The organism is Marivirga arenosa, from assembly GCF_030503875.2.
Classification (GTDB): domain Bacteria; phylum Bacteroidota; class Bacteroidia; order Cytophagales; family Cyclobacteriaceae; genus Marivirga; species Marivirga arenosa.
This window is the reverse complement of record NZ_CP129968.2, coordinates 2,875,741-2,899,113: the sequence shown is the minus strand read 5'-3', so window position 1 is coordinate 2,899,113 and position 23,373 is coordinate 2,875,741. Positions and strand designations below refer to the sequence as shown.

At 33.0% G+C, this 23,373-nt stretch carries 19 protein-coding genes; 11 read left to right on the top strand and 8 right to left on the bottom strand.

Annotated features, from left to right (window positions below):
• Nucleotides 1-44 precede the first annotated feature (44 nt).
• The gene (locus tag QYS47_RS12500; protein WP_322346508.1) at nt 45-1,370 is read right to left on the bottom strand and encodes a sensor histidine kinase; all 1,326 of its coding nucleotides are present in this window, start codon (nt 1,368-1,370) and stop codon (nt 45-47) included.
• A 217-nt stretch (nt 1,371-1,587) separates the two neighbouring features.
• Here QYS47_RS12500 and QYS47_RS12495 point away from each other — a divergent pair, with 217 nt between their 5' ends.
• Nucleotides 1,588-3,852 carry an ATP-dependent helicase gene (locus QYS47_RS12495; RefSeq protein WP_322346507.1) on the top strand — a complete coding sequence of 755 codons (2,265 nt, stop codon included), beginning with the start codon at nt 1,588-1,590 and terminating at the stop codon, nt 3,850-3,852.
• 2 nt (nt 3,853-3,854) lie between these two features.
• Here QYS47_RS12495 and QYS47_RS12490 read toward each other — a convergent pair whose 3' ends face one another.
• The 5 genes from QYS47_RS12490 to QYS47_RS12470 all read right to left on the bottom strand — a co-directional run bounded on the left by QYS47_RS12490 (nt 3,855) and on the right by QYS47_RS12470 (nt 10,208).
• A complete protein-coding gene (locus QYS47_RS12490) occupies nt 3,855-5,426 on the bottom strand; it encodes an NFACT RNA binding domain-containing protein (protein WP_322346506.1) in 1,572 nt (523 codons plus the stop codon).
• Nucleotide 5,427: 1 nt separating this feature from the next.
• The gene (locus tag QYS47_RS12485) at nt 5,428-6,189 is read right to left on the bottom strand and encodes an MBL fold metallo-hydrolase (protein ID WP_302124360.1); all 762 of its coding nucleotides are present in this window, start codon (nt 6,187-6,189) and stop codon (nt 5,428-5,430) included.
• A complete protein-coding gene (locus tag QYS47_RS12480) occupies nt 6,186-6,461 on the bottom strand; it encodes a hypothetical protein (protein WP_308356334.1) in 276 nt (91 codons plus the stop codon). The genes QYS47_RS12485 and QYS47_RS12480 overlap by 4 nt, the downstream gene beginning before the upstream one ends.
• A gap of 83 nt (nt 6,462-6,544) precedes the next feature.
• Nucleotides 6,545-6,922, bottom strand: coding sequence for a response regulator (locus QYS47_RS12475; RefSeq protein ID WP_302101246.1), 378 nt, complete (start codon nt 6,920-6,922; stop codon nt 6,545-6,547).
• A 1-nt stretch (nt 6,923) separates the two neighbouring features.
• Nucleotides 6,924-10,208, bottom strand: coding sequence for a PAS domain S-box protein (locus QYS47_RS12470; protein ID WP_322346503.1), 3,285 nt, complete (start codon nt 10,206-10,208; stop codon nt 6,924-6,926).
• Between the two features lie 55 nt (nt 10,209-10,263).
• Here QYS47_RS12470 and miaA point away from each other — a divergent pair, with 55 nt between their 5' ends.
• Complete coding sequence (gene miaA / locus QYS47_RS12465; RefSeq protein WP_322346502.1) at nt 10,264-11,184, top strand: tRNA (adenosine(37)-N6)-dimethylallyltransferase MiaA; 921 nt, start codon at nt 10,264-10,266, stop codon at nt 11,182-11,184.
• Here miaA and QYS47_RS12460 read toward each other — a convergent pair.
• On the bottom strand, nt 11,181-13,403 hold the full coding sequence (locus QYS47_RS12460) for a helix-turn-helix domain-containing protein (protein WP_322346501.1): 2,223 nt from the start codon (nt 13,401-13,403) through the stop codon (nt 11,181-11,183). The genes miaA and QYS47_RS12460 overlap by 4 nt on opposite strands.
• Before the next feature lie 82 nt (nt 13,404-13,485).
• Nucleotides 13,486-13,962: an Lrp/AsnC family transcriptional regulator gene (locus QYS47_RS12455; RefSeq protein ID WP_308356338.1), complete on the bottom strand. Its 477-nt coding sequence runs from the start codon at nt 13,960-13,962 to the stop codon at nt 13,486-13,488.
• A gap of 124 nt (nt 13,963-14,086) precedes the next feature.
• On the opposite strand from QYS47_RS12455, the gene QYS47_RS12450 reads away from it, so the two are divergent.
• The 9 genes from QYS47_RS12450 (at nt 14,087) to prfB (ending at nt 23,337) form a co-directional block, all read left to right on the top strand.
• Nucleotides 14,087-15,340, top strand: coding sequence for a cystathionine gamma-synthase family protein (locus tag QYS47_RS12450; protein ID WP_322346498.1), 1,254 nt, complete (start codon nt 14,087-14,089; stop codon nt 15,338-15,340).
• A gap of 141 nt (nt 15,341-15,481) precedes the next feature.
• Nucleotides 15,482-17,008, top strand: coding sequence for a SulP family inorganic anion transporter (locus QYS47_RS12445; RefSeq protein ID WP_322346496.1), 1,527 nt, complete (start codon nt 15,482-15,484; stop codon nt 17,006-17,008).
• A gap of 175 nt (nt 17,009-17,183) precedes the next feature.
• Nucleotides 17,184-17,828: a DUF2202 domain-containing protein gene (locus QYS47_RS12440; RefSeq protein ID WP_322346495.1), complete on the top strand. Its 645-nt coding sequence runs from the start codon at nt 17,184-17,186 to the stop codon at nt 17,826-17,828.
• A gap of 31 nt (nt 17,829-17,859) precedes the next feature.
• On the top strand, nt 17,860-18,327 hold the full coding sequence (locus tag QYS47_RS12435) for a c-type cytochrome (protein WP_322346494.1): 468 nt from the start codon (nt 17,860-17,862) through the stop codon (nt 18,325-18,327).
• Nucleotides 18,328-18,721: 394 nt separating this feature from the next.
• The gene (locus QYS47_RS12430) at nt 18,722-19,198 is read left to right on the top strand and encodes a T9SS type A sorting domain-containing protein (RefSeq protein ID WP_322346493.1); all 477 of its coding nucleotides are present in this window, start codon (nt 18,722-18,724) and stop codon (nt 19,196-19,198) included.
• A gap of 25 nt (nt 19,199-19,223) precedes the next feature.
• Nucleotides 19,224-20,402 (top strand): hypothetical protein, encoded by a 1,179-nt coding sequence (locus QYS47_RS12425; protein ID WP_322346492.1) that lies wholly within the window; start codon nt 19,224-19,226, stop codon nt 20,400-20,402.
• A gap of 86 nt (nt 20,403-20,488) precedes the next feature.
• Nucleotides 20,489-21,037 (top strand): cob(I)yrinic acid a,c-diamide adenosyltransferase, encoded by a 549-nt coding sequence (locus tag QYS47_RS12420; RefSeq protein WP_322346490.1) that lies wholly within the window; start codon nt 20,489-20,491, stop codon nt 21,035-21,037.
• Nucleotides 21,038-21,094: 57 nt separating this feature from the next.
• The gene (locus QYS47_RS12415) at nt 21,095-22,159 is read left to right on the top strand and encodes a branched-chain amino acid aminotransferase (protein WP_308356345.1); all 1,065 of its coding nucleotides are present in this window, start codon (nt 21,095-21,097) and stop codon (nt 22,157-22,159) included.
• 82 nt (nt 22,160-22,241) lie between these two features.
• A protein-coding gene (gene prfB / locus QYS47_RS12410; protein ID WP_308356346.1) for a peptide chain release factor 2 occupies nt 22,242-23,337 on the top strand; the annotation gives its coding sequence in 2 pieces (ribosomal slippage) (nt 22,242-22,301 and nt 22,303-23,337; 1,095 coding nt in all).
• Nucleotides 23,338-23,373 lie beyond the last annotated feature (36 nt).

Genomic DNA, 23,373 nt, shown 5'->3' with positions numbered 1-23,373 from the left:
GATTCTTTTTGCTTTTATTAAAAAGCTTCTAATGAAAGGCATAGTTATAACTTAAGGAGTGGTAATACTATTTTAAATTTAGTGCCTTCTCCTAAGGTGCTTTCTACTGAAACTTCACCATCATTCAATTCTATAAATTCTTTTACTAATAATAATCCTATTCCTGCTCCACTGGCATCTGAAGTGCCAATTAATGTTTCATTATTGATGTGAAAAAGGTTTTTCAACTTCTTAGGGCTCATCCCCATCCCTGTGTCTTTTATGCAAATAGATATTTTGTCTTCAGCTTCTGGCTTTGACTTTACTGTGATTTCACCTCCATGTGGAGTGAATTTTATAGCATTGGATATAATATTTCTAAAGGCAATTTGAATAGTTTCCCGGTCAGCAAAAACTTTGTCATTTTCATTAATGTCAATACTAATGAATAAGTTTTTTGATTTAAGTTGATTTTTGAACAGTTTCTTTAAGTTCTCAAACTTCTTAAATAGATTAATCTCAGTTTTTTTAATTTCTAAGCCTTGAAGCTGACTTTTTGACCATGCTAATAAATTGTCTAATAAAATGGAGGAATTATTTAAATTTTCTTCTAAATCTTTAGTAATCGATTTAAATTCATTCTCAGTGAGTGAATTACTTTGGTATAAATTTAATATCCCTTTTAATGATACTATAGGCGCCCTCAAATCATGACTAATGATAGAAAATAGTTTGTTTTTAACAGTATTGAGGGATTCTACTTTTTTAACTTCAAGATCTAATTCATTCTTATTAATGAAGGATAACATTTTTTGGCGTTCCAAAATGTATGAAGCTAAAATACCTACCATGTACACAACAAAAAGCTGCGATATTTGTCTTTCCGCAATCATGGAATAATTAAAATTCTCTATATATAGGATATAGCCTAAAAAGTTGATCGAATTCACCAATAAGGCATATCTAAATCTCATTCCCATTATGGTTGAAATAATAAAAATAAGAACCATTAATATGTTGGACAAGAAAATATCAAAAGCAGGATCATCGTTAAAATGATAGTGTAAAAAGAATAAAGAAGACACGAAAAGAGCGATCAATATTCCCATATACTGAGTGAGCTTGTATCTTTCAGGTTTGAATAAAAACGTAAGACCTCCAAGCATCAATAAAACAATTCCCATCCCACCTCTGAATAAAATGGAAATGAAATCTGGTTCATAACGGATGATATCAACAAATATAAATATGATACTTAGTGCTGTTCCCAGAATTATAACAAAGCGCAAGGAATAAAGGTCTTCTTTAAAACAGCTTAAGTTGAATTTTTCCTCAGTTTTTGGTTTTTTGAACCACAGTAAGAATAAATTGTATTGATATAATTTTTTCAAAAATTTATATGTTTAAACTAATATATTAAATAAATCTAAATTAAAGCAATTGTTCCGATGAGTGAGGATTCTACATCATGTAAGATTGAAGATTGATTATGAATAATTTTACTCTTCAATATGAATGAAATCATAAAGATTTAGGTTAATTAAACTTTCTTTAATATTTCCACCTACTTTCTAATGGCAAATGGCAATTAGATTATAAATTTGCTGTATGGATTATTTAAGTCATTTAAATCCCCCACAGAGAGAAGGCGTTGAGAATTTAGAGGGGCCAACGATGATTATCGCTGGTGCAGGTTCTGGAAAAACAAGAGTACTTACCTATAGAATTGCTCATTTAATCACTTCTAAAAATGTAGATCCTTTCAGCATTTTAGCTTTAACTTTTACTAATAAAGCGGCTAAAGAAATGCGTGAAAGAATTGAGCGAGTTGTAGGCACTGATGCAAGAAATTTATGGATGGGAACCTTTCACTCTGTATTTGCTAGAATTCTAAGAGCTGAGGCAGATAAATTAGGTTACCCAAGTAACTTTACTATCTACGACACTGAAGATTCTAAATCTCTGATCAGAACCATTGTAAGAGAAATGGGGCTTGATGATAAGGTGTACAAACAAAATGTGGTATACAACCGAATTTCCGGGGCTAAAAACAATCTTGTTTCTTGGCAAAATTATATCAATAATCCAGTTTACATTTCGGATGATGAACAAGCCCAAAAGCCGAAAATGGGCGCTATCTATAAAGAATATGTTCAGCGTTGTTTCCGTTCTGGTGCAATGGATTTTGATGACTTGTTATTTAATACCAATGTTTTGTTTAGAGATCATTTAGATGTTTTAAATAAATACCAGCAGCGCTTTAAATATGTGATGATAGATGAGTTTCAGGATACTAATATCTCTCAGTATCTAATAACAAAACGCTTATCAGCAGTTCATCAAAATATTTGTGTAGTAGGTGATGATGCGCAAAGTATTTACGCATTTAGAGGGGCTAATATTCAAAACATATTAAATTTTGAGAAGGATTATCCTGATTTAAGAGTAATTAAGTTAGAGCAAAATTATAGAAGTACTCAAAATATAGTAAATGCTGCTAATTCCGTAATTCTAAAGAATTCTGCTCAGCTAAAAAAGAATGTTTGGACTCAAAATGATGATGGTGAATTAATACATCTTATTAAGTCTACATCAGATAATGAAGAAGGACGATTAGTGGCTTCTTCAATTTTTGAAGATAAGAATAATAAAAAGTTAGAGAATAAGGATTTTGCAATTCTTTATAGAACCAATAGCCAGTCTCGTGCGATGGAGGAAGCGCTTAGGAAAAGCAATATTCCATATCGCATTTTTGGTGGGCTGTCATTCTATCAACGTAAAGAAATCAAGGACTTATTAGCTTATCTAAGGTTTACCATAAATCATAATGATGAGCAATCCTTTAGGAGAATAATCAACTTACCTAAAAGAGGTATAGGAGCTTCTTCAGTTGATAAATTGGTGGTAACTGCCTTTGAAAATGATTTGGGGATTTGGGAAGTATTGCAGAAAAGTCAAAGAGTATTGCCAAGCAGAGCGGCTAATGCGGTTGATAATTTCGTGACTATGATCAAGTCTTTCAAAATAAGATTAGATCAGGCAGATGCCTATGAAACTGCAGCTTTTATTGCAAAGCAAAGTGGGTTATTAAAAGAGCTTTATGATGATAAAACTATTGAAGGACTCAACCGATATGAAAACGTTCAGGAATTACTAAATGCGATTAAAGAGTTTGTTGATGATGAGCAACAAGAAGATAAATCTTTAGAAGCTTTTATTGCTGATGTGGCTTTATTGACAGATGCTGATAATGAGGATGTTGAAAATACCGATTATGTAAACCTTATGACGATTCACTCTGCTAAAGGATTAGAGTTTAAGCATGTTTACATAGTAGGACTTGAGGAGGATTTATTCCCCTCTCAAATGATGCTAAACAGTAGAGCGGATTTAGAAGAGGAGAGAAGGCTTTTTTATGTAGCTATAACTAGAGCCATGGAAAAAGTAACTTTAAGTTATGCCCTTACTCGTTATAGGTTTGGTAGACTTAAGAATTGTGAACCAAGCAGGTTTATTGAAGAAATAGACCCAGCTTTCATTAAAGTAGATAGGAAGTTTAATAGATCTGAACCTATGGGAGCTTTAAACAATGGTACTTCCAATAGCATTTATGCTAAAAACCTTGTGGCACAACGAAAGACAGAGAGAAAAGCGGTCCCACCTGGTAAAAAGCTTCATACTCCTTCACCTGATTTTGCTCCAAGTGATACTAAAGACTTGGATACTGGAATGCGAGTAGAGCATCCAAAATTTGGTTTTGGAGAGGTGAAAAAGATGGATATTCAAGGTGCAAACAGAAAAGCAACTATTGAATTTGAAAACTTTGGGGAGAAGACATTGCTTTTAACTTTTGCGAAGCTGAGAATTTTATAAAATCAAGAGGGATTGCTAGCGATCCACCATGCTTCTGGTTTTACCAAAATAGTATCTTCTTTATCTACATGAACCATGCCTGGAGGTAATCCCTTAGGTTTGCGGACATACTTTTTAGGCGTCACGATTACGGGGCTCAAACTGTCTGATTTACGTTTTGAATAAAAGGCTGCTGCCTGTGCTGCATGCTCGATTACATCTTGTGGAAACGGTTTATTACTTTGTTGTTTTAATACGACATGTGAGCCAGTTACATCTTTTGCATGTAACCATAAATCATTCTTTTTTGCATATTTAAGCGTAAGCTCATCATTCTCTCTAGCACCTTTTCCAACTAAAATAATGAAGCCACCGTATTCAAATTTTTTATAAGGTACTTTTAATTCTACCTGTGCTCGTTCCTGTTTAGGGTTTTGCTTAATTAACTTTTTAAGAGATTTTATATCTTCTGTATTGTTTACTTCAGCAAGTTTGTGCTCTATTTCCTCTAATTCCTGCTCTTTTTGCTTGATAGAAGCTTCTAATTGTTGTAATTCAATCTTTTGGTTTTTTGATTTTCTATACAAATTTTCAGCATTCTTCTGCGGACTCAAATTTGACTTTAAAGGTATTTTTACCATTTCGTTAGTATAGAAATTCATCAAATCAACTTCCTTAGCGTGTGGAGGGATTTGATGCATATTTGCCATTAAAATATCGGCTAATTGGTTGTAACCTGGTTTCTCAATTACTTCTTCTAGCTTTTGATTAGATTTCTTGATGTAATTGATGGTTTGGTTTCTTTGTTTTTCAAGCTGTTTGCTAAGTCTTTTTTTCTCTTTCCTAATAAAGTTTTCTTTGGCATAGGTGTAGAAAAACTGAGTAATTCCCTCTAAACAACTTTTTTCTTCTTTAATGACTTCTCCAATAGGAATTAATGAAAAGTGAATTTCTTCATTCCAAATAATAGTGTAAAAGCTCTTAGGAGAGCTTATATCTTCAGCTAAGATTGAAATGATTTCCCATTGTTCTTCTAAGGTTTTTTCCTGAAGATGTATGCTTTTAAAATATTGCTTGATAAGCTTACCGAATGTTGGGAATAGCTTTTGATAATTTCCATCATATTTAAAAAAGGCTTCTTTAGATTGATCTAAAGTACGATCTAGAGAGTCTAATTCTAATTCAATATCTTGAGGGAAACTATTTCTGAATAGTTTTGTAGCTTTTTGATTTTTGTAACCAATAATATTGGATCGATTACCATGCATTTTAAACAGTATACTCAAATCATTTTCAAAATGAATAGTAAAGCATCTTTCATTTTCATATTGTTGAATTGAAGTTACTTTTTGATTTATATACTCGGTGAATAAATCAATACTATTGCTTTTAGTCCTTGCGAATTGATTAGGAAAGCTTAAACATGAAAACTCAGGTTTTAAAGAAGCTTTGATGTAGAATTCTTCTTTTTGAAGCCCAAATCCTAAAATTAATTCATCTTTACTCTGGCTAAAACATTCTAATAGTTCAAAGCCTAAAATCTTGCTCTCTAATTCTTGAGATAATTGCCTGAATACATAATAGTTATTATGCATCTTAAATTTCTATTTGTAGTCCATCATAGGCTAAATTCATACCCTCAGGAAGTTCTTCTTCAATATCTCGATGAAGGCCCATTTTATGTCCCATATGAATAAAATAAGCTTGAGGAATTTCTAATTCTTTAACTACCTCCATGGCTTGTTCCAAATTGAAATGTGATAGATGAGAGAATTTTTGTAAAGCGCTTAATACTAATACTTTACTCCCTCTAATTTTATGTTTTTCTTCCTCAGGAATATGGTTTACATCGGTGATGTACGTGAAATCACCAAATCGATAACCAAAAACTGGTAGTTTATAATGTAGCACATTGATAGGAGTAATCTCTATCTCATCAATTTTGAATGGCTTATTTTCTATTTCGTTCAGTTCAACTTTTGGTATCCCTGGATATTTATTGGCTGCAAAAATGTAAGCAAACTCCCTTTGTATTTGTTCTAGCACAGATTTTCTACCATATACTGGCATATCCATATCCTGCTTAAAGTTGTAGGATCTCACATCATCCAAGCCTGCTGTATGATCTTTATGCTCATGTGTATAAATCACAGCATCCAAATGATTGATTCTTTCCCTTAGCATTTGTTCCCGAAAATCAGGACCTGTATCAATCACAATACTTTTCCCTTCTATTTCTAGATGGATGCTAGTTCTAGTTCTATTATCTCTATAATCCAAAGAGCTGCAAACTTCACAGTCGCATGCTATTACGGGTACTCCTTGAGATGTGCCTGTTCCTAGAAATGTTACCTTCAAAGTGCCAATTCGGTTTGTTGAAGTTCTAAAAAGAATGATTTGTTTTTATCGCTTAGTGTTTTGGTATCTAATTCTACATTTTTTAAGATATCTACTAAGCAGTTGATTTTTCCTTCCGTATCGAAGAATTTATTTATGATTACAATACCCTGATCTTTTAATACACAATATCCTGATTTGAAATTTCCTTTTTCATACCGTAATACATATTCTGATTCTGCGAATACGTCTTCCAATTTGTTGAGGAATGATTTAGTGTATTTTATCTGCATAATGATTATTTTAAATTATATCATCACTATTTAGTAATGATAATTAAAGTAAAATGTTTTCAGATGCTGAAATTAAAAGAAAATTAGTTGGTTAACTTTTTTACAGTTTCAACTAATTGATCAAAGTTTAAAGGCTTTTGCAAGTATTCGTTTATGCCAGCTTCTTTAAATTCTTCATTAGTATAATTTTTCGCATTACCGGTAATGGCAATAATCGGAATAGATGATTTTTGTTCATCATCTAATGCTCTTATAGCTCTTGTGCATTCCATGCCATCCATTTTAGGCATGTTGATATCCATTAAAATGATATCGAAAGATTCTTTTTCTAATGCTTTTAAAACCTGCTCTCCATTTTTAGCTGAATGAATGCTATAGTTTTGCATCATTAAAATCTTTTTGGTCAAGTTCTGTATTACTGAACTATCTTCTGCTATAAGTACTTTTTTGTTTTCTGCCATTTTACTTCAATATTGACTGGTAATTGTCTGTAAATTTATTAAAATTATCTAATAAATGATTCAAGTCTTTTATAAGCTTTTCAGTTTTTTGATTTTTTAAATTTTCCTCTATCTTTTTTGCTTGATTTTCTAATGATCGAATTCCCAGCGTTCCTGCGTTTCCTTTTAAAGTATGTAAATTACTTTTGATTTTATCTAAATCTGAAGTTTTTTCAGCATTAATACTTTCCAATATCAAACTTTTTGCTTCAATTTCAAACTCTTCAAAGAACGATTTTATAGTCGGTTTATCAGCGTATTTGCTTAATTGTTTTAAAGTGGTTTTATCGATTAATTCTGATTCGAGATTATGCTTTGCAGGTTGAGCAGTTGAGCTTTTACTGATATTCCTCGCACTTTTTTTATGTTCAGGAAGATTTTTTTGAATTACTTCCAATAATAGATTAGAAACAATGGGTTTGGATAAGTAATCATCCATTCCTTTATCTAAAAACTTCTGACGGTCTTCTTTCATGGAATAAGCCGTCATAGCAATAATAGGAGGTATGTTTTTATTGAGTTTTCTGATTTCTTGAGTAGCTGTAACCCCATCCATGGTGGGCATTTGAATATCCATCAAGATTAAATCATAATCATTTTGACTAACCTTTTCAATTGCAGCAGCTCCACTAAAGGCAAGATCTGTTTTAAATCCTGATTTTAATAATATTTGACTCGCAACTTGGCGATTTATCGTATTGTCATCCACAATTAAAATATGTGGCGGGTTTTCATTGCTAATGTGGAATTCCTTAGGTTCTGCTAATTTCTTTTTGTTCTTATTGAATTCTTCAATTTCATCTTGAGTAGGTTGTTCACCAATTAGTGTGAACCAGAAAACGCTACCTTCATCTGGCTCAGAACTTACCCCTATTTGGCCACCCATTAAACTACTTAGTTGCTTTGAAATGGCTAAACCTAATCCAGTCCCACTATAGGCTTTTGTGCTCGAATTATCAACTTGAGTGAATAACTTAAATAAGTGATGTTGATCATTCTCAGAAATACCAATTCCAGTATCTTCTACGGCTATGCGATATAAGTCTTCTTTAATTTCCTTTGATATATGAAGCAACACTTTTCCACCTTTTTCAGTGAATTTTAAAGCATTAGAAGTTAAATTCGATACGATTTGGATGATTCTTGTTTCATCAATTTTTAGGTAGGTAGGAACATCATTATCTATTTTGAAATTTAAGTCGATTGCTTTGCTTTTTGCCTGTTGGCTGAATAGATTTAAAGCTTTTTCAAAAACACTTTTCACCTCAGAAACATGAGGTTGAATTTTCATCTTACCTGCTTCTATTTTACTTAAATCAAGTATATCATTTAATATAGTTAATAGCGTTTCGGATGAGCGTTTAATGGTTTGAACAAAATTTTGCTGCTCAGGATTTAACTGAGTTTGTGATAAAAGATCCACCATTCCTATTACTCCATTCATAGGGGTTCTGATCTCATGACTCATATTAGCAAGAAATTGCTCTTTTACCTTTAAGGAGTTTTCGGCCACATTTTTAGCATGTAATAATTCTCTATTGGCTTGCTTAAGTTTGGTAATGTCACGGGCTACACCTTCTATGGTAACTTCTCTGCTATCTTTATCGCGCACCAATCGGACGTTACAAATACAGTTTATTAATCGTCCATCCCTAGTAATGAGCGTGGCCTCAAAGTTTTGAACTCTTCTTCTTGAAACCAGTTTTTTAAGTAAATCCTTGGTTTTTTTAGTGTATAAATAATAATTCGTGATATTGTTACCAGTCACTTCATCTTGTTCGTAGCCAATATTCTCTTTAACAGACGGACTAATTAATATAATTTCACCGTTGAATCTACAGTTAAAATAAATATCCTGAAAAGATTCGAATATATTTCTAAATCGCCATTCACTTTTTTGAATATTTAAGGCATTAATTTTCTTTTCTGTAATATCATGGGCAATTCCAGATAGTCCTGTGATTTCTCCACCTTCAGTATAAATTGGGTTGAGGAATATTTCTTTCCATACTGTTGAGTTATCTAATGGGTTTTGAAATTCAATTTCAAAATTCAAAGCATTTCCATCTAAACAATTTTCAAATTTTTGTCCCCAAAATTTAAAGGCATCTTTAGAGAAAAACTCCGATATAGCTTTTCCTCTCAAATCAATATCAACTTTAGGTTTAAAATTGAAATATTTCAAAAATTCATACTCAAAGTTCTCATTAAATGAGGTGAGTAAATAGTCCTTATCTATTGACCATATAATATGATTGCTACTATTAAATATTGATTGCAAACGAGCCGCTTGATTGCTAATTTTTTCTTCAATGAATTTGCGTTCAACGGAAAGCAAAACTTGATTCGATATGAAGTTTAAAAGCTTAAGGTCTCTGTTTTTAAAAGCGTTTTCATCATTATAACTTTGAACACCAATAACTCCTGGAATTCCTTTTTCAGTTTGAAACGGAACCCCCATAAAAACCTTAGGAATAGTACCGTACTGGTGGATTTTGCCTTGTAAAATCAAATCCATGATTTCTGACTCCTTTAGTAAAACAGATTTCTTCTGATGGTATATGTACTCACAAAGCCCCTTTTTGTATTTGAATATCATGGATCTTGGAGCACCAGAAATTATCTCATCATTTATGTAAGGAAAATATAATTCTTGTTGATCAAATTTAAATTGGGCTATGAAGAAGTTTTTTGCATCCATTGCCTCATTCAGCTTATCATGGATACCTCTAAAAAGCCCATCTAAATCCGTACTCTTTAAAGTAAGATTTGTAATCTCATAAAACAGGTTTTGTGCTTTTTGAGCATGTATTTGATCAGTAATATCTTGGAAGTTAGCGATAAAATTTTGACTGTTTATACTTATCAGAATAATACCAGTAACGTAGATTTTATCATTGTTTTTAGAGCTAAGTCTGACTTCTAATAATTCTTGAACTTTACTTGCTTTTGCATTAGAGCAAGCTTCCTTAAATTTATGCCAGTCATCGGAATATATTATATCTCGAATGAAAATGTGTTTAAGATCAATTGTGGAATACCCAAGAGTTTTACGCCAGTTTTTATTCGTTTTCAGAATTTTACCATCTTCGGTAAATTCCATGCTCAAATCAATACCTTCTTCTAAGAATTTAGTACTCTCGAAACTTCTTGAGTTCTTTAGAAGGTACTTTTTTTGATAGATAGCTAAACGTAATCTTTCTACCTCTTTTATAAGTTGATCTTTATCGTAATTTTGTAGCTCCAAAACATTTATTTTAATAGCTCAATTTAATCTTTTCAGCTCAAATTCTATATCTAATTTGACTAAATATTCTAAAACTATCGTGATTTTAGCGGGGCCTACTGCAGTAGGAAAAACCTCTTTGTCAATTGAATTAGCTAAACAATTTAATACAGAAATCATTTCGGCTGATTCGCGGCAGTTTTATCGAGAAATGGAATTAGGTACTGCTAAACCTTCAAAGCGTGAAATGGATGGAATAGTTCACCATTTTATTAATTCACATAGTATTCATGATGAATATAATGTTGGTGATTTTGAGAAGGATAGTTTGAATTTATTAAGTGAGCTGTTTTTAAAATATGATGTTGTTTTTGTGGTAGGGGGCTCAGGCTTATATGTTAAAGCACTTTGTGAAGGTATTGATGAAATGCCCAAGATCCCTCAAGAACTAAGAGCTCAATTAAATGATGAATATCTAAAGTTTGGTTTGGAATACCTTCAAAATGAGCTTCAAGCAGTTGATCCAGAATATTATTCCATTGTGGATCAGCAAAACCCTCAAAGATTGATTAGAGCCCTAGAACTTTTTAGAGCTACGGGCAAGAATATGACCTATTATAGAGCCCAAACCAGTAAAGTAGAACGGCCTTTTAATATCATAAAAATTGGTTTAGAAAGACCAAGGGAAGAATTATACCAAAGAATAAATTTAAGAATGGACCAAATGATTGCAGCTGGTTTATTTGAAGAGGCAAACGAACTTTATCCGTTTAAAAATTTGAATGCATTGCAAACAGTAGGCTATTCAGAGATATTTGGATATTTGGATGGGGATTATGATAAAGAGGAAGCGATAAGATTGTTAAAACGAAATAGCCGTAGATATGCAAAAAGGCAAATGACTTGGTTTAAAAAAGATACCGAGTTTAAATGGTTTTCACCCATTGATGAAAATTTTATTCGTGAGTATATAAAGAACTCCCTTAACAAAATTTAATTTTCTGCATTTTGAGCTTGATTTTTCCTAAAATGACCCCAAGCAATTTTTATATCATCATAGGTAAATTCATCTCCTAATCTTGCTTTCACATCTGCGCTTCCTTTTACTTCATCTAAAGCCATAACTTGACAAATTTGGTCTAATTTGACAGGATCAATTAATTCTGTTACATCTATATCCCCACTCTCAATATATTTAGATAAATGTCCTAAAATAGTACCTTCTACAAAACCTCTTTTGTTTGCAATTTGATCAATGCTGTTTCCCTCTTTATACAAGTTAAATGAAATCTCAGCTGTGGGAGTTTTATCCTTTTTTGGCTTTGATTTTTTTGAATTCTTTTTCGCATCAGCATATTCCGCAGATTGATTTAAATCCGATTTAGTTAAAATACGATTGTCAACAGCTGAATTAACAAGTAGACCAGTTTTACTTATTTGTAAAATTTTTGACTTAAGTAATTCAGTGATTGATTCTATTTCCTTTAAATAGCTTTTTACTTTATCTTGTTTAGAAGTCTCAATCAAATGAGCTTTAAATGCATCATATAGGTCCTTTAGCTTAGGTTTAAAATAGGATTCAGCACTATGCACCCTTTCTTCTAATTCCTGAAGATATTCTGATTTTGCCTCATAATGAGCTAGTGAGCTTTGGAATTTTAAACCGATTTTATTGATTTCATTTAGGCTTTCTAGTTTTTCGTGCGTCCACTTAGCATACTGTTGTTTTAATGAGCGGTTCTCATTTTTATTGAAACTTTTGAAATGGTGACTCAGCTCATTTTTTAATTCTTGAAAATTATAAGCTTCCCGAACATGTTCAAATAAGAATCTTTTTTGATCGGAAGCTAGATTTTTTTTCAGCTCAGAGGAATCTACCTTTTTTTGTTCAAAATTCTTTAAAGTATCTGCTAAGTTTATGGTAATATTATGGACAGGTTTTGAGAGTATCAAGCCATCTAAACTCGTGAGTCTAGATAAAGCAACATACATTTGACCAGGCGCAAAACTATCGGACAAGTCTAATATTGCTTTTTCAAAAGTTAAACCTTGTGATTTGTGTACTGTAATGGCCCAAGCTAATTTTAAAGGGAATTGCTTAAAAGTACCCAGCCACTTCTCTTCTAATTCATTAGTGGCTTTATCCAAACTATAACGTTGGTTCAGCCATTCGTATCTTTCCACCGTAACCTCATCTTCCGGATCTTTCAGTTTTACTTTTATAGTGTCCTCATTGAGCTCTGATATTTCTCCTATTTTACCATTAAAATATCGTGCATCACCACTTGAGTCGTTTTTAATAAACATTACTTGTGCGCCTAGTTTGAAATTTAATTGCGCAGGTATTGGGTACATGTTTTCAGGAAAATCTCCTTCTATTTCGGCCGTATAGTTAGTTTCATCCTCACTTAATGATTTTAACGCCTTTTCATTTATAAGATCAGCTTTGTTATTGTGAGTGGTGATATGGATGTAACCATTCTTTGTAGATTCTTCTGCATCTTCTACATAATGCTCATTTAATTTTTTCAGATCTTGCTTTGTTAAATGATTGTCCCTTAATCGGTTTAATATTGAAGTAAATTCCGGATCTGATTGGCGAAATATTTTATCAAGTTCGATGTAAACCATTTCTGATTTTTGAATAGCTAAGGCTTCAAAAAAGTATCCAGTATTATAGAAATGATTCAAATACTGCCATTCATATTGTTTAATAACTGGAGGAAGCTGATTTAAATCTCCAATAAACATGATTTGTAATCCTCCAAAGGGATTAGGATTTTTACGAACAGTTCTTAATACTAAATCCATGCAATCTAAAATGTCAGCTCTCAGCATACTGACTTCATCTATAATCAATAATTCCAGATTTCTAATAATCTGTCTTTTATTGCCATACATTTTAAATTGTTGAAGAAATGTCCGTGGAGTATGAATTTGCTCACTAGTTCTGCTGAAATCAACTGCATTATCATCTGGAATAAAAGTACCAAATGGTAACTGTAATAAAGAGTGTAATGTAACTCCTTTTGCATTTATTGCAGCAATACCGGTTGGGGCTGCTACTGCAACATTTTTGTAGGTATTTTTTATAATATGCCTTAATAATGTGGTTTTACCGCTACCTGCTTTACCAGTTAGAAATATTAATCTATTAGTAGTATTGACATATTTAACGGCTAGATTTGCGAGTTCAGTTAGTTTCTGTTGGGGCATATTTTGAAGGGATTTTGGTTTAGAATTGTAAATCTAGTTAAAAACCTACTTTATGAAAAGAGATGGGGTAAAACTCATTTTATTATAAAGGAATAGCAGTGGTATCTGTGATTTTCTTCATCACAAAAGAACTTTGAATGTTGGTTAAGTTTTGGTTAGTAGATAGTTTATTTACTATGAAATCCTGAAAAGCGTTCATATCTTTTACTAGAATTTTAAGGTGATAATCGTATTGACCTGCTAAGTGGTAACATTCCGTAACTTCGGGGATTTTAGAGATATGATCTTCAAATTGAGCTAATTTATCCTTTGTATGTTTTTCTAAACGAAGCATACATAACGCCATCAGCCCTTTACCAGTTTTATCTGCATCTATTAATGCTACATATTGCCTTATAACCTTCGTTTTCTCTAATCTTTTAACTCGCTCATAAATAGGAGTGATAGTTAAGTCTAGTTTAGCAGCAAGTTCCTTATTGGTCATTCTTGCATTCTGTTGAAGCAGTTTTAAAATTTCTATATCTGTTCGATCCAGTCTTAGTGTAGAATTATTTTCCATTTATTGAGATTAAAAGATTGCTAAATAGATGATATTTCTTATTAAATGTAAAAAGTAGTTTTATTTTCTTCATTATATGAATCACAAGAACTATTTTCTAAATTTATAAAAAATATTAGAAATTATGAACGAACATTCTTTTTCACCAGAAAGTCAGATGATGTCATTCGGCTATAAACCTGAATTATCTGAAGGAGCAATCAAGTGTCCAATTTTTCAAACTTCAACTTTCGCCTTTAAGAAAGCGGAAGATGGTAAGGCATTTTTTGAGGTGGCTTACGGAAAAAGGGAGAAGACTGATGAGGAAGAGTTAGGTCTGATATACAGCAGATTAAATAATCCAAACCTACAAATCACAGAAGATAGACTGTGTTTATGGGATGGAGCAGAAGACGCTGCTATTTTCGAAAGTGGAATGGGAGCAATTAGCAGTATGCTAATGGAATTCCTTAATCCTGGAGATGTTTTATTACATTCTGTACCAGTTTACGGTGGAACTGATCATTTTATTAATCATGTTTTACCGAAATGGGGCATTCATTCAATTGGTGTTAATCCATATCAAGATAAGGAAGATGTCATGAAAGAAATTGAGGCGAGCGGATTGAAAGATAAAATCCGTTTTGTATATCTTGAAACTCCTGCAAATCCCACTAATGCGCTGGTTGATATCGGTATGTTCCGAGAAATTGCAGATTCAATCAATACTCAGGAAGAGCCAATCTATATTGGGGTTGATAATACTTATATGGGGCCTATTTGGCAACATCCTTTAAAATTAGGTGCAGATATGGTCATTTATTCTGCTACAAAATATATTGGAGGGCATAGTGATTTAGTAGCAGGAGCTTGCTTGGGTTCAGCTGATTTAATAAAAAGAGTTAAGGGTTTTAGAACCTTCATGGGTAATATGGCCGGACCTCACACTGGCTGGTTGTTGATGAGAAGTTTAGAGACTTTAAAAGTTAGAATGGAGAAGCAAGCGCAAAACGCTCAAGAAGTAGCTGCTTTTCTGAACTCACATCCTAAAGTTGAAAAAGTACATTATCTGGGTAATCTTAAACCTGAGGACGGTCGCCAGTATGATATATTTAAAAAGCAATGTACTTCAAACGGTGCTATGTTAGCGTTTGATATTCAAGGTGGTGAGAAAGAAGCTTTTAAATTCCTAAATAATGTTAAGTTGATAAAACTTGCAGTTAGTTTAGGAAGCACCGAATCATTAGCGGAACATCCGGCTACAATGACGCATTCTGATGTGGATGAGGATTTAAGAAATAAAATTGGCATTACTTCAAGCCTTGTAAGAATTTCAGTAGGTGTGGAAGATGCTAAAGATTTAATTTGGGATATTGAACAAGCATTAGCACAAGTATAATTTACATAGCCTAGGTTTATGTTTATAAATCTAGGCTTTTTCTTTCCATAGTTTTATTTTTAAAATAAAACTCTTACCTTTGCGCGCTTATTTGGAAGACGGCTAAAGATAAATAATTGAAAAACAGCCAAAAATAAGCAAATGAAGCAATATTTTAAATTATTTGATCTTACACAAAGAGTAGATTACAAAACAGAAGTGCTCTCAGGATTGACAGTAGCTATGGCACTAGTCCCAGAAGCAGTTGCTTTTGCTTTCGTAGCAGGTCTTTCCCCTCTTACTGGTTTATATGCTGCATTTGTTATGGGCTTGGTTACTGCTATTTTAGGTGGTAGGCCAGGAATGATATCAGGTGCAACTGGTGCAATTGCAGTAGTCATAGTTTCATTGGCTCAACAACATGGTGTTGAATATGTGTTGGCAGCAGTGATTTTATCTGGATTAATTCAAGTACTGGCTGGTGTGCTAAAGCTAGGTAAATTTATGCGCTTAGTGCCTCATCCAGTAATATTCGGATTTGTGAATGGTTTAGCAGTTATTATTTTCACGTCTCAACTGGCTCAATTTAAGGATGGGTCTGGTAATTGGTTAAGTGGAGAGCCTCTTTATATATTATTGGCTTTAGTTTTGGCAACAATGTTAATCGTTTGGGGCTTACCTAAAATAACAAAAGCGATTCCTTCTTCATTAGCTGCTATTTTAGTGATTTTTGGAGTAGTTTTCTTTTTCGATATAGATACGAGAACTGTAGGGGATGTTGCTTCAATTAAAGGTACTTTTCCGCCATTTCATATCCCTAGCGTCCCTCTTAAATGGGAAACTTTAATGATTATCTTACCATACTCAGCAATTATGGCTGCAGTAGGTTTAATTGAAAGTTTGCTTACCCTCAATATTGTAGATGAGATTACTGAAAGTAGAGGTAGAGGAAATAAAGAAGCAGTAGCTCAAGGTACGGCTAATATCTTATCTGGCTTGTTTTCAGGTATGGGAGGATGTGCCATGTTAGGACAAAGCCTTATTAATATTTCGAACGGTGCAAGAGCAAGATTATCAGGAATCGTTGCTGCAATAATGCTATTGGTGTTTATTATGTTTGGTTCATCTTATATTGAACTTGTACCCATGGCAGCCTTAACAGGGCTTATGATCATGGTTTCAATTGGTACTTTCGAATGGGCAAGTTTGAAAACCATTAATAAGATGCCAAAGTCAGATATTTTGGTAATGGTATTGGTAACTCTCGTGACGATTGTATTGCATAATTTGGCACTGGCCGTAATAGTGGGAGTAATCATTGCAGCGTTAGTTTTTGCCTGGGATAATGCCAAAAGAATTAGAGCTAGAAAAAGTGTAGACCAAGAGGGTACAAAGCATTATGAAATTTATGGCCCATTATTTTTCGGATCTACAGCCGCATTCAATGAGAAATTTGATGTGATGAATGATCCTGAAGAAGTGATTATTGACTTTGCGGAAAGTAGAGTGGTAGATATGTCTGCAATTGAGGCTTTAAATAAAATTACTGAAAGATATTTAAAGGTTGGAAAGAAGGTTCACCTTAAGCATTTAAGCCCTGATTGTAGAAGACTTCTTCAAAATGCAGATAAAATTATTGATGTTAATGTTATAGAAGACCCTAGTTACAAACTAGCGGTTGATAAATAGATTTTAGTTTTTCATAGTGAGTAGTTTTGGTTTAGGTTAGAAAGCCGGGAGTAGTGACCCCGGCTTTTCTTTTTTTATCTAATTAAGTCAATCAAATATATCCTTTCGCTGTAACAAGTGTTACCTCAGCTGATAGAATAAATGGCTATTTTTATAGGAATAAACTTAAAAAGTCATGAGAACATCAGCTTTAATCATTCTAATTTTTTCACCCTTTATCATATTGTCTTGTGATCCGTTGAATGATAATATTAGCCCTAAATTGGACAATAAATTGACTATGATAAGTAGTTTTCCTCTAGAGCCATTAAGTGAACAAGAAATTTCTTCCATTTACTTTATGAGAGAAGAAGAAAAACTAGCCAGAGATGTCTATGGTTTTTTATATGATAAGTATTCTGTTATAGTATTCAATAATATTTTTGAAAGCGAGCAAAGTCACATGGATGCAGTTTTACAATTGATCAATAGATATGATTTGAGTGATCCTGCTGAAGATACCCATTTCGGAGAGTTTCAAAATGCTGAACTACAACAGCTTTACAATGATTTAATCTCTCAAGGTTCTGATAATATTATAGAAGCATTAAAGGTAGGGGCTGTAATTGAAGAAATTGATATTATAGATATTCAAAATGATTTGGATACTTCTATCGACAATCAAGATATTAATTATGTCTATGAGAATTTATTAAAAGGATCTAGAAATCACCTTCGTGCTTTTGTTAAGAATTTGTTAAATCGAGGCATAATTTATAATCCTGAATACTTAAGCCAAGAATTATATAATTCGATTATAAATTCCGAAAAGGAAAACTAATAATAAATTTATTTTAAGAATAGATAAAAATATGAATAATAGAATAATATTAAGCGGAATATTACCACTAACAATTGCTTTAACATTTTTTGGCTGTCAAAATAATGAGTCAAATAGTTCTACTGAATCTCAAAAAACTGATTTGGCCTCTAATTCAATCATTTCTCAAAATGGTGCCCAATTGATAAGTAGTAATTGTTATGTATGTCATAATCCAAATAGTAATTCACATGAAGAAATAATAGCACCACCACTTGCAGGAATTAAAGAAAGGTATTTGAAAGCATCAACTGATAGAGCTGATTTTATAAATAAAATGACTTCTTTCGCTTATAATCCTTCAAAAGATAAAGCTTTGATGAAAGGGCCAGTAAAACGATTTGGATTAATGCCTAAAACAGCACTGTCAGAAGATGAAATTAAAGTTATTATAAATTATATTCATGATAACGATATTCCAGCACCAAAATGGTTTAATGAACATAAGAAGAAACATTAGGTATCTTTTACTAAGCTAAACCCTCCAAGTTGATTATTCTTAGGTAATATTTTATTAAAATACTTTTATTTCCCTTTTTGATAATTGTTACTAAATCTTACTATATGTTATTTAAAACCCTTCTCTAATACCCTAATAGTTACTTCATTTTGCACTTTACTTTTAAAATTTATAAAATATTGATGTACTGTTTTTTTCATATTTCGATGAACTGAAAGAATTAGATGTCTAAAACAAATATTTAATATATAAATTTGATGTATAGAAATCAAAACCTGAAATCACTTATCCTAATTAAGCATTCATGATTTTGATTTAGTTAATTCTCGTTGAAATTTAGATTTAAAATATAATAGGGGCTGAGTCTAATTTTCAATTCTTCAATATGAATCGTATGACATTCAAAGGTTTAATAATTGCCCTGATTATAGCTGTTATAAGCTGTTCAAATTTAAAAGCACAGGAAAGTGTAAACACTGCAGCTTTTGAAGCTGTAGGGAGTGGAGGTTCAGTTAGCGCCTCTATCGGCCAAGTGATATATACTTCAGTAAGTTCTTCTCATGGAATCCTATCTTCTGGAGTGCAACAGCCTGTAATTACAGAAGTTGTTTCTGGGTTAAGAAATCAAAATATCAAGATAGAATCAAAAATTTACCCAAACCCAACCTCAAATGAATTGAAATTGGAAGTAAAAGGCATTGGCAGTTATTTATACCAATTATTTGATGCAAATGGAAATATCCTAAAATCACATATAGTAGAAACATCGGAAACTGTGATTGATATACGAGAGCTTCCTGCAGCTATTTATTTTATTAATGTTAACAGTAAAGGTAAAGTTCTTAAATCATTTAAAGTATTAAAGCAATAAAAGAAAAGAGGAAGGGAAATATATTATGAAAAAGTTATTATTAATTCAATCAATATTTTTCATCGCGCTAACGTCATACGCACAAAGTCCTGAAAAATTTAGTTACCAAGCTGTAATTAGAAATGCCGATGGTAAAGTGCTTAATCAACAAAATGTGGCAATGCAAATTAGCATTATTCAAAACTCTGTAAATGGAGGTGCTGTTTATTCTGAGACACACAGATCAAATACTAATGCAAATGGATTATTAAGCATAATAATAGGAGAGGGGGAAGTTGTATCAGGTGATTTTTCTGGTATAGATTGGAGTGAAGGGCCTTATTTTATTAAAAGTGAAACAGATCCACAAGGTGGAAGTAACTATACCATAGTAAGTACTAGTCAACTATTAAGTGTGCCTTACGCGCTACATGCCAATACCGCTGATGAATTGACTTTTAATGTTGTGACCGAAGAATCAGATCCTATTTTTCAATCCTCATTGGCATCTGGAATTACAGAAGCGGATACTGCATTTTGGAATACTCATACTGAGGATACTAAATTAACTAGTGATGAAATTGCTGAATTTGGATTTGTTACAGGACCTCACACAGACTCAACTGATATTGCTAATTATGGATATGTGGCTGGTCCACAACTTGATTCAACAGCCATTGCAAATATGGGTTTTGCAACTACAGCAACAGACAATATTTACGAAGTAGGGGATTTAGCGCAGGGAGGAGTTGTTTTTTGGGTCGATGCTACCGGAAGACATGGCTTAGTTTGCGCAATATCTGATCAGAGTGCTGGTATTAGATGGCATGCTGGAACAAAAGGCAGTACTCAAGCAAAAGGTGATGGCATTTATGCGGGAAAATCAAATACTGCTATTGCGATAAGTTCACATGTAGCAATAGGAGATGATGGTGAAACTTATGCAGCAAGAATATGTAATGAATTAGTTGTCACAGAAAATGGGGTTGATTACGGAGACTGGTATCTTCCTTCAATGGTTGAATTAGGCATTATGTATAATAATAAAGAGCTAATTAATTCCTCAGCTGTAAGTGCAGGAGGGAATGCATTTGCTTCTGATTTTTATTGGAGTTCTAACGAAATAAATGCAAATAATGCAGAAGCTATGCAGTTTAATGCAGGGGTTCAATTAGGTTTTGGAAAACAAGTCCCAAGAAATGTAAGAGCTATTCGATCATTTTAATGTTAATAGTATTTTGAATCCTTTTAAGAAGTAATTTCTTCTTATGAATTATTCTATATTTGCACTTCGACTAATGAATCATTTCTATGAAGATATATACTAAAGGAGGAGATAAAGGTAAAACATCATTATTGGGAGGTTCCAGAGTATCAAAAGCGCATATAAGAATTGATGCTTATGGCAATGTAGATGAACTAAATTCTTGGATTGGTTTATTGAGAGATCATAAAGAGAATGTATCTCGAAATCTTTTGTTAATTGAAATTCAAGATAGATTATTTACTATTGGTTCTCAACTTGCAAAGGAACCAGGAGAAAGCAAATTTCCCATTCCAGATATTTCTGAAAGCGATGTAGATAGACTTGAAAAAGTAATTGATGAATTGAACGATCAGTTACCACCAATGAAAAATTTCATCTTACCAGGTGGACATCAGTTAGTATCTTACACCCACATTGCCAGAACGGTTTGTAGAAGAGCAGAAAGGGGAATAGTAACTCTCAAGGAGCATGAAGAAGTCAATGATTTGATAATCACATATTTAAACAGATTGTCAGATTATTTATTCATGTTATCACGGAAATTAACCCAAGAATTAAAGGTAGATGAAGTACCATGGGTACCTAAAAAGTAATTGGAAATTTGACCTTTTTTTTGTATTTTCGTGCAATTTTAATTTAAACCGACCATCATGATAGATACTTTAGATATTTCCATTCAAAAAGTTCAAAATTCACGCATCAATGAGGTTGATTTTGACAATATTCCTTTCGGAAAAGTTTATTCTGACCATATGTTCATTGCGGACTATGAAGATGGTCAATGGAGTGATTTACGTATAGTGCCTTATGAGAATCTTTCTCTAGCACCAGCGTCAAGTGTTATTCACTATGGTCAATCTGTTTTTGAAGGTTTAAAAGCTTACAAAAACAATAAAGGAGAAGCAGTGGTGTTTCGGCCTGAAGCCAATGCTAAAAGATTGAACAAATCAGCTGAAAGAATGTGCATTCCGGAAGTTCCTGAAGAGCTTTTCATAACAGCTATGACGGAATTGTTAAATCTTGATAAGGATTGGATTCCTAATAAGGAAAACACTGCCTTATATATCAGACCATTCGTTTTTGCAATGGATGATTATATAGGAATTAAGCCTTCTGAGAAGTACAGATTTATGATTATTACATGCCCTGTTGGAGCTTACTATAGTGAACCTGTAAAAGTTAAGATTGAAACTGAGTTTACTAGAGCTGCTAAAGGTGGAACAGGATATGCAAAAGCTGCTGGTAATTATGCAGGTTCTTTATATCCTGCAAAATTAGCTCAGAAACAGGGGTATCATCAATTAATCTGGACCGATGCAAAAGAGCATGCCTACATAGAGGAATCAGGTACCATGAATATCATGTTCGTGATTAATGATACTTTAATTACGCCAGAAGCAAGTTCAACTATCCTTAGAGGTATCACCAGAGATTCTGTTCTCACAGTGGCAAGAGATTGGGGAATGAAAGTGGAAGAGAGAAGAGTTAGTGTTGACGAAGTGATTGAGGCGGCCAAGAATGGTACGCTACAAGATGCTTTCGGAGCGGGAACAGCGGCTACAATCGCACATATTGCACTTATCGGCCATGATGGAGTAGATTATACTTTGCCTCCGATCGAAGAAAGAAAGTTCTCAAATAAAGTATTGAAAGCGCTTGATGCTATAAAATTAGGTGAAGCTGAAGATAAGCATGACTGGATTTTTAAGCTTTAAAGCAACATAATTATATTGAACTTGCCGTATGATGTGAATTATACGGCATTTTTTATTTTAAAAAATTAAATAAGCTGTCTTTATGACTACTGACGATTTGAAAGATTTAAAAGCCCGAGTGGAAGCACTTCGGGGGTATCTTTGACTACGATAAGAAAGTAGAAGAAATAAAAGAATTAGAATTAGTCTCTGCTCAACCTGACTTTTGGAATGATTCAGATGAAGCAGAGAAGACCATGAAGAAAATTCAAGGTCTTAAAGAATGGACCAAACATTTTGATGAGCTGAATGAACTATATGGTGAAACTGAAACGTATCATGAGTTTTTAGAAATCGGTGAATCTAGTGAGGAAGAAGTACAAAAAGCCTATGAAAAAGCTTTAGCGAAAACTGAAGATTTAGAATTGAAGAAAATGCTATCTTCAGAAGAAGATCAGTTCTCAGCTATGCTTCAAATCACTCCCGGAGCTGGTGGTACAGAAAGTAATGACTGGGCTGGCATTCTCATGAGGATGTATATCATGTGGGGTGAATCAAATGGTTATAAGGTAAAGGAAGTAGATTTTCAGGAAGGTGATGTTGCCGGAGTGAAATCTGTTACTTTGGAATTTGACGGGCCTCAGGCATATGGATTTCTGAAATCTGAGAATGGGGTTCATAGATTAGTAAGAATTTCGCCATTTGATAGTGGTGGAAGAAGACATACATCTTTTGCTTCAGTTTATGTCTATCCAGTAGTGGATGATACAATTGAAATTGACATTCATCCTAATGATATTGAAATGCAAACATCAAGATCTGGAGGTGCTGGAGGTCAGAATGTGAACAAGGTTGAGACTAAAGTACAATTAACCCATAAGCCAACAGGAATTGTTGTGGTATGTCAGGCCAATAGAACTCAATTAGGAAACAGAGAAGAGGCAATGAAGATGTTGAAATCTCAATTATATCAAATTGAGGTAGAGAAAAGAAATGCCGAAAGAAGTGAAATTGAGGCTGGTAAGAAGAAAATTGATTTTGGATCTCAGATCAGAAACTATGTACTTCATCCCTATAAATTGATAAAAGATGCTAGAACTGGAGTTGAAAGAACTGATGTTCAAAATGTTCTAGATGGTGATCTGAATGATTTCATTAAAGCCTATTTAATGGGTAGTGATGAAACTGTTGGTGAATAAAATGTAACTAAATATAGTAATTTGAAAGGCCTGAGT

Bases quoted from the DNA above. Each gene is read 5' to 3' on its own strand.
- QYS47_RS12495 (WP_322346507.1), top strand. From the start codon at position 1,588: ATGGATTATTTAAGTCATTTAAATCCCCCACAGAGAGAAGGCGTTGAG.
- QYS47_RS12490 (WP_322346506.1), bottom strand. From the start codon at position 5,426: ATGCATAATAACTATTATGTATTCAGGCAATTATCTCAAGAATTAGAG.
- QYS47_RS12480 (WP_308356334.1), bottom strand. From the start codon at position 6,461: ATGCAGATAAAATACACTAAATCATTCCTCAACAAATTGGAAGACGTA.
- QYS47_RS12475 (WP_302101246.1), bottom strand. From the start codon at position 6,922: ATGGCAGAAAACAAAAAAGTACTTATAGCAGAAGATAGTTCAGTAATA.
- QYS47_RS12460 (WP_322346501.1), bottom strand. From the start codon at position 13,403: ATGCCCCAACAGAAACTAACTGAACTCGCAAATCTAGCCGTTAAATAT.
- QYS47_RS12455 (WP_308356338.1), bottom strand. From the start codon at position 13,962: ATGGAAAATAATTCTACACTAAGACTGGATCGAACAGATATAGAAATT.
- QYS47_RS12450 (WP_322346498.1), top strand. From the start codon at position 14,087: ATGAACGAACATTCTTTTTCACCAGAAAGTCAGATGATGTCATTCGGC.
- QYS47_RS12445 (WP_322346496.1), top strand. From the start codon at position 15,482: ATGAAGCAATATTTTAAATTATTTGATCTTACACAAAGAGTAGATTAC.
- QYS47_RS12440 (WP_322346495.1), top strand. From the start codon at position 17,184: ATGAGAACATCAGCTTTAATCATTCTAATTTTTTCACCCTTTATCATA.
- QYS47_RS12435 (WP_322346494.1), top strand. From the start codon at position 17,860: ATGAATAATAGAATAATATTAAGCGGAATATTACCACTAACAATTGCT.
- QYS47_RS12430 (WP_322346493.1), top strand. From the start codon at position 18,722: ATGACATTCAAAGGTTTAATAATTGCCCTGATTATAGCTGTTATAAGC.
- QYS47_RS12425 (WP_322346492.1), top strand. From the start codon at position 19,224: ATGAAAAAGTTATTATTAATTCAATCAATATTTTTCATCGCGCTAACG.
- QYS47_RS12420 (WP_322346490.1), top strand. From the start codon at position 20,489: ATGAAGATATATACTAAAGGAGGAGATAAAGGTAAAACATCATTATTG.
- QYS47_RS12415 (WP_308356345.1), top strand. From the start codon at position 21,095: ATGATAGATACTTTAGATATTTCCATTCAAAAAGTTCAAAATTCACGC.